Annotated in this window: 7 protein-coding genes and 1 riboswitch; of the genes, 5 read left to right on the top strand and 2 right to left on the bottom strand. The window is 74.1% G+C overall.

What is annotated here, in order from left to right; all coding sequences use genetic code 11:
• Positions 1–150: 150 nt before the first annotated feature.
• From rlmN to LJ221_RS10010, 4 genes are all read left to right on the top strand, one after another.
• Positions 151–1,257, top strand: a complete 1,107-nt coding sequence (rlmN, locus tag LJ221_RS10025; protein ID WP_241715504.1) for a 23S rRNA (adenine(2503)-C(2))-methyltransferase RlmN — start codon at positions 151–153, stop codon at positions 1,255–1,257.
• Between the two features lie 85 nt (positions 1,258–1,342).
• Positions 1,343–1,477: riboswitch (TPP riboswitch) on the top strand.
• Positions 1,472–2,566, top strand: coding sequence for a thiamine ABC transporter substrate binding subunit (locus LJ221_RS10020; protein WP_241715502.1), 1,095 nt, complete (start codon positions 1,472–1,474; stop codon positions 2,564–2,566). It overlaps the preceding riboswitch by 6 nt.
• Positions 2,542–4,236, top strand: coding sequence for an iron ABC transporter permease (locus tag LJ221_RS10015; protein WP_241715501.1), 1,695 nt, complete (start codon positions 2,542–2,544; stop codon positions 4,234–4,236). Before LJ221_RS10020 ends, LJ221_RS10015 begins: the two co-directional genes overlap by 25 nt.
• Positions 4,237–4,238: 2 nt before the next feature.
• Positions 4,239–5,276 (top strand): ABC transporter ATP-binding protein, encoded by a 1,038-nt coding sequence (locus LJ221_RS10010; RefSeq protein ID WP_241715500.1) that lies wholly within the window; start codon positions 4,239–4,241, stop codon positions 5,274–5,276.
• A gap of 52 nt (positions 5,277–5,328) precedes the next feature.
• Here LJ221_RS10010 and LJ221_RS10005 read toward each other — a convergent pair whose 3' ends face one another.
• Both LJ221_RS10005 and LJ221_RS10000 read right to left on the bottom strand, forming a co-directional pair.
• Entirely contained in the window at positions 5,329–6,564 is a 1,236-nt protein-coding gene (locus tag LJ221_RS10005) for a hypothetical protein (RefSeq protein ID WP_241715499.1), read from the bottom strand.
• A complete protein-coding gene (locus tag LJ221_RS10000; protein WP_241715498.1) occupies positions 6,546–7,295 on the bottom strand; it encodes an ABC transporter ATP-binding protein in 750 nt (249 codons plus the stop codon). The genes LJ221_RS10005 and LJ221_RS10000 overlap by 19 nt, the downstream gene beginning before the upstream one ends.
• A 296-nt stretch (positions 7,296–7,591) precedes the next feature.
• Between LJ221_RS10000 and LJ221_RS09995 the strand changes: the two genes are divergently transcribed.
• Positions 7,592–9,040, top strand: a complete 1,449-nt coding sequence (locus LJ221_RS09995) for a gamma-aminobutyraldehyde dehydrogenase (protein ID WP_241715497.1) — start codon at positions 7,592–7,594, stop codon at positions 9,038–9,040.
• The last annotated feature ends 56 nt before the right edge of the window (positions 9,041–9,096 follow it).

The following is a 9,096-nucleotide window of genomic DNA, read 5'->3' as shown; positions in this document are numbered from 1 at the left end:
GTGCGGCGGACCCCGAAGCGTCACGAGGGGCGACCGGTGCCGGGTGGCGTCCCCCGGGCGACGCCGGTGTTCGCCTCCGGGCGCGAGGGCGCGTTCCCGTAACGCCTGCGGCCCGGAGCGCCGCAACCGATCTGCGACACTGGACGGGTTATGCCTGCACCCGGAGAACTCACCTTTGCCGCGCCGCGCGGAGCCGCCAGGCCGCCGCGGCACCTCGCCGACCTCGCCCCGGCCGAGCGGCGCGAGGCCGTCGCCGCGATCGGCGAGAAGCCGTTCCGCGCCCAGCAGTTGTCGCGGCACTACTTCGCCCGGTACGCCACCGACCCCGCCACCTGGACCGACATCCCGGCCGCCGCGCGCGGGAGGCTGGCGGACGAGCTGCTGCCCGAGCTGATGACCGTGGTGCGGCACGTCAGCTGCGACGACGACACCACCCGCAAGACGCTGTGGCGGCTGCATGACGGGACTCTGGTGGAGTCGGTGCTGATGCGCTATCCGGACCGGGTCACCATGTGCGTCAGCTCCCAGGCCGGCTGCGGCATGAACTGCCCCTTCTGCGCGACCGGGCAGGCCGGGCTGGACCGCAACCTGTCCACCGCCGAGATCGTCCACCAGATCGTCGAGGGCATGCGCGCCCTGCGTGACGGCGAGGTGCCCGGGGGCCCCGCGAGGCTGTCGAACATCGTCTTCATGGGCATGGGCGAGCCGCTGGCCAACTACAAGCGGGTCATCGGCGCCATCCGCCGCCTCACCGACCCCGAGCCCGACGGCCTGGGCCTGTCCCAGCGCGGCATCACCGTCTCCACAGTCGGACTGGTCCCGGCGATCCACCGCCTGTCCGACGAGGGCCTCAAGTGCCGGCTGGCGGTCTCCCTGCACGCGCCCGACGACGAACTGCGTGACACCCTGGTGCCGGTCAACACCCGGTGGAAGGTCCGTGAGGTCCTCGACGCGGCCTGGGAGTACGCCGAGAAGTCCGGCCGCCGCGTCTCCGTCGAGTACGCCCTCATCCGGGACATCAACGACCAGGCGTGGCGTGCCGACCTGCTGGGCCGGCTGCTGGCGGGCAAGCGGGCGCACGTCAACCTCATCCCCCTCAACCCCACGCCCGGCTCCAAATGGACCGCCTCCCGGCCCGAGGACGAGCGCGCGTTCGTCGCCGGGCTGGAGGCGCACGGCGTGCCGGTGACCGTCCGCGACACCCGCGGGCAGGAGATCGACGGCGCCTGCGGCCAGCTCGCCGCCGCCGAACGCTGAGGACGCGACCGCCACTGGTACGGTGGCGGTGACCTCAGCGGTCGCACACAGTAGCGAAACAGTCAGAACACCAATACCGAAACAGCGAAGCCGACAGGGGAGCGCGTACGGCGCTGAGAGTGCGGTGTCGCCGGGATGAGCCGAGAGGCCGCCCGGGGAGCCGCAGACCCTCGGACCTGATCCGGTTAGTACCGGCGTAGGGAGTCAGAAGAAAGTGCACACCAAGCTCCGGCGCGCCCTCGGCGCCACCGTCCTCGGCACACTCACCCTCTCCGCCCTCACGGCGTGCGGCGGCTCACAGTCCTCCGGGGACGGCGGGGAGGAGGGGAAGGGCGGCAAGACGGTCACCCTGGTCGCCCACGACTCCTTCGCGGCCTCCGACGCCGTGCTGGAGGAGTTCACCGAACGGACCGGCTACAAGGTGGAGGTGCTGCGCGGCGGCGACGCCGGCTCCTCCCTCAACCAGGCGATCCTGTCCAAGGGCAACCCACAGGGCGACGTCCTCTTCGGCGTCGACAACACCCTGCTCTCCCGGGCCCTGGACAACGGCCTGTTCACGCCGTACGAGGCGGAGGGCGTGGCGAAGATACCCGCGCGGTACCGGCTCGACGCCGAGAAGCACCGCGTCACCCCCGTCGACTCCGGCGATGTCTGCGTCAACTACGACCGCGCCTACTTCGAGGAGCGCGGCATCGCCCCGCCCAGAACCCTCGACGACCTCGCCGAGCCCGCCTACAAGGACCTGCTGGTCACCGAGAACGCCGCCACCTCCTCGCCCGGCCTGGGCTTCCTGTTGGCCACCGTCGCCGAGTACGGCGAGAGATGGCAGGAGTACTGGAAGAAGCTGAAGGCCAACGGCGTCGAGGTCGTCGACGGCTGGGAGCAGGCGTACTACGACCGCTTCTCCGGCTCCTCCGGCGGCAAGGGCAAGGGCGACCGGCCGCTGGTCGTCTCCTACGCCTCCAGCCCGCCCGCCGAGGTCCTGGGCGCGGACCCCGAGCCCGAGCAGGCCCCCACCGGGGTGGCCACCGGCACCTGCTTCCGCCAGATCGAGTTCGCCGGGCTGCTCGAAGGCGCGGACAATCCGGCCGGCGGCAAGGCGCTGCTGGACTTCCTGATCGGCCGGTCCTTCCAGGAGGACCTGCCGTTGCAGATGTTCGTCAACCCCGTGCGCGAGGACGCGGAACTGCCCGAGGTCTTCACCCGCCACGGCGAGACGATCGACGACCCCCACACCATGGCCCCCGCGAAGATCGCCGAGAACCGCGAGGCGTGGATCAAGGCGTGGACCTCGGCCGTCGTGAGGTGAGGACCGGCATACGCGCGGGGACGGCGGCGCGCCTCGCGCTCGCGGCGGTGCCGGCCGTCTTCCTCGCGCTGTTCTTCGCCTACCCCGTCGCCGCCATCACCGCCCGCGGACTGTACGACGGCGGGCGGTGGCGCCCGGACCGGATCGCCGCCGTCCTCACCGACCCCGACATCGCCGGCGTGGTGTGGTTCACGCTGTGGCAGGCGGCGGCCTCCACCGCGCTCACCCTGCTGTTGGCGCTGCCCGGCGCGTACGTGCTCGCGCGCCTGGACTTCCCCGGCAGGCGGGTGCTGCGGGCGGCGGTCACCGTGCCGTTCGTGCTGCCCACCGTCGTGGTCGGCTCCGCCTTCCTGGCCCTGCTCGGCCGCGGCGGGCTGCTGGACCAGTGGTGGGGGGTGCGGCTGGACACTGGTGTCACCGCCATCCTGCTGGCCCATGTCTTCTTCAACTACGCCGTGGTGGTGCGGATCGTCGGCGGCCTGTGGGCGCAGCTCGACCCCCGCCAGGAGGAGGCCGCGCGGATGCTCGGCGCGGGCCGGTGGGCAGCCTGGCGCACCGTGACCCTCCCCGCGCTTCTCCCGTCGGTGGCCGCCGCCGCGCTGATGGTCTTCCTGTTCACCTTCACCTCCTTCGGGGTCGTCCAGATCCTCGGCGGCCCCCGCTACACCACGCTGGAGGTGGAGATCTACCGGCAGACCGCCCAGCTGCTGGACCTGCCCACCGCCGCCGTCCTGACCCTGGCGCAGTTCGCCGCGGTCGCCGCCCTGATGGCCTTCCACTCGCGCACCGTCCGCCGCCGAGGGGCGGCCCTGGGCCTGGTCGACGCCGCCCGTACCGCCCGCCGTCCGCGCGGGGTCGGGCAGCGGGCGCTGCTGGCGGGGGTGCTGGTCCAGGTCGCCGTGCTGCTGCTGGTCCCGCTCGCGGTGCTCGTCGAACGCTCCCTGAGCGGACCCGGCGGCTACGGGCTGCACCACTACCGCGCCCTGGGCTCGGCCGACGCGGCCGGCGGCACCTTCACCGTCGCCCCGCTGGAGGCGGTCGGCAACTCCCTGGCATACGCGGCCACCGCCACCGCCGTGGCCCTGGCCGTCGGCGTCCTGGCCGCGGTCGCCCTCACCCTGCGCGGCCCGGGCGGCCGGGCCGGGCGGCTGCTGCGCGGTCTCGACGCGCTGCTGATGCTCCCGCTGGGCACCTCGGCGGTCACCGTCGGCTTCGGTTTCCTCATCGCGCTGGACGCACCTCCGCTGGACCTGCGCTCGTCGTGGATCCTGGTCCCGCTCGCCCAGGCACTGGTGGGCATCCCCTTCGTGGTGCGGGCCCTGCTGCCGGTCCTGCGGGCGGTGGACGCCCGGCTGCGCGAGGCCGCCGCGGTGCTGGGCGCCTCGCCGCCGCGCGTGTGGCGCGAGGTCGACCTGCCGCTGGCGCGACGGGCGCTGCTGGTCGCCGCGGGCTTCGCCTTCGCCGTCTCCCTGGGCGAGTTCGGCGCCACCGTCTTCATCGCCCGAGCCGACGCCCCCACTCTGCCCGTCGCCGTCGCCCGCCTGCTGGGCCGGGCCGGGGAGGCCAGCTACGGGCAGGCCATGGCGCTCAGCACGATCCTGATGCTGCTGTGCGCGGCGACCCTGCTGGCGCTGGAGGGCGTCCGCACCGACCGATCGGGAGAGCTGTAGGGATGGCCTCGCTGCGACTGGACGGCGTCACCGTACGCTTCGGGAGGCACACCGCCCTGGACGCCGTGGACCTCGACGTCGCCGAGCACGAGATCGTCTGCGTGCTCGGCCCCTCCGGCAGCGGCAAGTCCACCCTGCTGCGGACCGTCGCGGGACTGACCCGGCCGGACTCCGGGCGGGTGCTGCTCGCCGGCCGTGACCAGCGGGGGGTGGCCCCGCACCGGCGCGGAGTGGGCCTGATGTTCCAGGACCACCAGCTCTTCCCCACCCGTGACGTCGGGGGCAACGTCGCCTTCGGTCCGCGCATGCGCGGCGAGCCGCGTGGGGAGATCCGGGAGCGGGTCGGCGAACTGCTGGAACTGGTCGGTCTGCCCGGGGCGGGGAAACGGCCCGTGGCAGTCCTCTCCGGCGGCGAGCAGCAGCGTGTCGCGCTCGCCCGCGCGCTCGCGCCCAGCCCCGGTCTGCTGATGCTGGACGAGCCGCTCGGCCAGCTCGACCGGTCCCTGCGCGAGCGGCTCGTGGTGGAGCTGCGGCAGCTCTTTCGCCGTCTGGGGACCACCGTGCTGGCCGTCACCCACGACCAGGGCGAGGCGTTCGCGCTCGCCGACCGGGTGGTGGTGATGGAGGCCGGGCGGATCGCCCAGACCGGCAGCCCGGTGGACGTGTGGCTCCGGCCCGCCTCGGAGTTCGTCGCCCGCTTCCTGGGCTTCACCAACCTCGCCGCCGCGACCGTGCGGGGGCGGAGCGCCGACACCCCCTGGGGCGCGGTACCCGTACCGCCCGGCACGCCGGAGGGGGCGTGCACTCTGCTGGTGCGCCCCGCGGGGGTACGGCTGGCCGCGTCCGGCGAGGGACTGCCGTGCACCGTCACCGCACGCACTCTGCGCGGTGGGGGCTCCTCGGAGATCTCCTTGCTGCTCGCGCCGGAACGCGGTCCCGCGCTGGAGGCGTCCTGTCCCCTGCACAAGGCGCCCGAACCCGGTACCGCCGTGTCCGCCACCTTCGACGCCGGCGAGGTGGTCACCCTGCCCGCGGGGTGAGCGTGAACGGGGTGAGAGTGAACAGGCGGGGCCGGACGGTGCGGGGTCCGGTCTACCGCGCCAGCGGCACCGAGGCCAGCTCCGCCACCAGCCAGGCCACCGACACCAGCACACCCAGCAGCGCAGCCGTCCGCAGTACGGCGGCGGCACGCAGCAGCCGCCGCGGTACGCCGAGCCGCCGCAGTCCGTCGTTGGCGGGGGCACGGGCCGCACGCAGATCCGACGCCGCGCTCAGCGCGCCCGCCACCGCGCACACCACGACCACCGCCGTCCCCAACGCGGCCAGCGGCCCCATGGCCGCCCCGCCGCCGAGGACCGTGCCCGGCTCGCGCAGCCGTACCGCCGTCAACGCCCCCGCCGTCACCGCGCACAGCACCCCCGCCGGGTGGCCCACGCGCGGCGCCTCCTCCCGCAGCACCCGGCCCGACAGCAGCCGCAGCGCCCCCGGCCGGCCGGCCGCCAGCAGCAGCCCGCACAGGTGGACCAGACCCGGACCGGCCAGCACCAGTCCTGCGGCGATCAACAGCCAGCCGGCCACGATTCCCGGGCCCAGGGCGTCCGGCGAGCCCGGCAGCGGCGCCCGCGGGACGGCGGAGGCGATGAGCCGCTCGGCGGCGTAGGTCTCCAGGGCCAGGCCGGTCGCGGTGGCCGCCACGCCCCAGGGCAGCCCGGCGGGCACCGGCGGCTGGCGGGGTAGGGCCGCGGGTGGTTCCGGCCGGTGGCCGCGGTACGCCGCCCGCATACGGACGGCCACCGCGCTCGCCCCGGCCGCGGCCAGCGGCGGCACCGCCAGCAGCGTCAGGGCCGCGGCTCGCGGCAGCGGACGCCCGGCGCCCAGCAGTTCACCCGCCGCTCCGGCCAGCGGCGCCCCTTCCAGGGCTCCGCCGAGCGCGCCACCGGGCACACCGGCGAGCACACCGGCGAGTCCGCCGCGCAGGTGGAGGAAGACGGGCAGGGCCAGCGCGCACCCCAGCGCGCAGTACAGACCCGCGGTGAGGGCGGCCAGCAGCGGCAGCCGCGCGGACCCCACCCCGACCGCGTCCAGTCCTGCCCGGGGACGCGTGCTCGGGTCACCACGGACGACGGCGACGGCGAGGTGCACACATGCGGCCAGCGGCACAGCGCACCACAGCAGCCGGCCCGCCGCCCCGGGCCGCCCCGGATGGGCGACGGCATGGCCCAGCGCGCTCAGCAGCAGGAATCCCACGGCTCCGGCGGCACAGGCGACCAGCGCCCGCCGCACCAGCGCCGAGGGGCGGAAGGTGCGTACTAGGCGGAGAGCGAGCACGCTGCCCCGCCTTTTGGACCGGTTCCTGCGGACACGTCCGTGGGCGGCGGGGCGTCGGCGCCCACCCGACGGCCGTCCACGAGTGTGATCGCACGGTCCGCCACATCCGCCACCCTGGCGTCATGGCTGGCCAGCACCACCGTGATCCCGTGCGAGCGGGCCGCGGTGGTCAGGGTGCGCAGCACCCGGGCGCGATCGGCCTGGTACAGCGGCGCGGTCGGCTCGTCGGCGAAGACCACCGCCGGGGAGTGCGCCAGCGCACGGGCGACGGCCACCCGCTGCCGCTGCGCCTGCGGCAGTTCACCCGGCCGGCTGCGCGCGCAGTACCCGACGTCCAGCCGCTCCAGCCACTCGCACGCCGTGCGGCGGGCCCGGCGTCGCCCGGTCCCCGCCAGCAGCAGCGGCAGCGCGGCGTTCTCCCAGACCGTCAGCTCCGGCAGGAGGTGGGGCTCGCTGCCGACCCAGCCGAAGCGGTCGCGCCGCAGTCGATCGCGGGCCGGTGCGGGCAGGGCGTGCAGGGGGACGCCGTCGAACCACACCTCGCCCCGCGCCGGCACCAGCCGCCCCGACAGGCAGCCCAGCAACGTGGACTTGCCGCAGCCGCGCGGCCCGGTGACGGACAGGACCTCGCCCTCGCGGACCCCGACGCACACGTCCAGCAGCGCGGGCGAGCCCTCGTGCTCGTGGTGCAGTCCGCGCGCCCGGAGCAGCTCCTCGGGTGCAGCCACCATGACGGGCACCTCCGCTCCTCGCCTTCGGGTCGTGCCTCCTCCCCGACGGGGTGCAACGAGCGCCAGGGGGATCGGTCACTGGCACGGTACGGACCGCGGCTGCGGCCGGGACGGCGGCGGGCGCGGGAGCCGCCCAGTTTCCTCCGAATGGTCCTTCGAAGAGTCCTCTCCAGGATTTACGCCGTTCGGGTGCCGGGAACGGAAGAAATCCCGGACGGGCGGGTGTGCCCAAAGCGTTCTCCGATGGTTAGGGTGGGTGTCCCACTCATCGGACAACAGAGCAGGAGTGCGCGAAGATGGGTACCGAACTGCGTCGGCTGCGCAACCACATCGACGGGGAGTTCCAAGACGCCGCCGGCGGGCGCACCACCGAGGTCGTCAACCCGGCGACCGGCGAGGCGTACGCGACGGCACCGCTGTCCGCCGCCGCCGACGTCGACGCCGCCATGGCCGCCGCCGAGGCCGCCTTCCCGGCCTGGCGCGACGCCACTCCCGGTACCCGCCAGACCGCCGTGCTCAAGATCGCCGACGCGATCGAGCGGCGTGCCGACGAGCTGCTGGCGGCCGAGTGCGAGAACACCGGCAAGCCGCTGGAGCTGACCCGGCAGGAGGAGCTGCCGATGATGCTCGACCAGATCCGCTTCTTCGCCGGCGCTGCCCGCCTGCTGGAGGGCAAGTCCGCCGGCGAGTACATGGAGGGCATGACCTCCTTCGTACGGCGCGAGCCGGTCGGCGTCTGCGCCCAGGTCGCGCCGTGGAACTACCCGATGATGATGGCCGTGTGGAAGTTCGCCCCGGCGCTGGCCGCAGGCAACACCGTCGTCCTCAAGCCCTCGGACACCACCCCGGCCTCCACTGTCCTGCTCGCCGAGATCATCGGCGGGGTGCTGAAGGAACTGGACCTGCCCGCCGGGATCTTCAACGTCGTCTGCGGCGACCGCGACACCGGCCGACTGATGGTCGAGCACCGCGTCCCGGCGATGGCCTCCATCACCGGCTCGGTCCGCGCCGGTACGGAGGTCGCCGGCAGCGCGGCCAGGGACGTCAAGCGGGTCCACCTGGAGCTGGGCGGCAAGGCCCCCTGCGTCGTCTTCGAGGACGCCGACATCCCGGCCGCCGTCGAGGGCATCCGCGACGGCGGCTTCTTCAACGCCGGACAGGACTGCACCGCGGCCACCCGCGTACTGGTCCACGAGTCGGTCCACGACGAGTTCGTCGCGGCCCTCACCAAGGCCGCGGCCGAGGTGAGGACCGGCGACCTCGACGACGAGGACTGCTTCTACGGGCCGCTGAACAACCCCACCCACCTGGAGAAGGTCACCGGCTTCATCGAGCGCCTGCCCGACCACGCCAGGGTCGAGACCGGCGGCCACCGCGTCGGCGACCGGGGCTACTTCTTCGCCCCGACGGTGGTCTCCGGTCTGCGGCAGGACGACGAGATCGTCCAGAACGAGGTCTTCGGCCCGGTCATCACCGTCCAGAGGTTCACCGACGAGGCCGAGGCCGTGCGGTGCGCCAACGACGTGGAGTACGCTCTGGCGTCCTCGGTGTGGACCAAGGACCACGCCCGCGCCATGCGGATGTCCAGGGTGCTGGACTTCGGCTGTGTGTGGATCAACACCCACATCCCGCTGGTCGCCGAGATGCCGCACGGCGGCTTCAAGAGGTCCGGCTACGGCAAGGACCTCTCCGCGTACGGGCTGGAGGACTACACCCGCGTCAAGCACGTGATGACGGCTCTCTGACGCCCCTCGCGTGCCCGGCGGCGAAATCGCGGCCCTCCCGGCCGGGAGGGCCGCGG

Origin of the sequence: Streptomyces sp. CNQ085 (assembly GCF_022614595.1) — a bacterium.
Lineage (GTDB): Bacteria > Actinomycetota > Actinomycetes > Streptomycetales > Streptomycetaceae > Streptomyces.
The sequence above is the reverse complement of the archived record's forward strand: the minus strand, read 5'-3'. Positions and strand labels throughout refer to the sequence as shown.

Bases quoted from the DNA above. Each gene is read 5' to 3' on its own strand.
- rlmN (WP_241715504.1), top strand. From the start codon at position 151: ATGCCTGCACCCGGAGAACTCACCTTTGCCGCGCCGCGCGGAGCCGCC.
- LJ221_RS10010 (WP_241715500.1), top strand. From the start codon at position 4,239: ATGGCCTCGCTGCGACTGGACGGCGTCACCGTACGCTTCGGGAGGCAC.
- LJ221_RS10000 (WP_241715498.1), bottom strand. From the start codon at position 7,295: ATGGTGGCTGCACCCGAGGAGCTGCTCCGGGCGCGCGGACTGCACCAC.
- LJ221_RS09995 (WP_241715497.1), top strand. From the start codon at position 7,592: ATGGGTACCGAACTGCGTCGGCTGCGCAACCACATCGACGGGGAGTTC.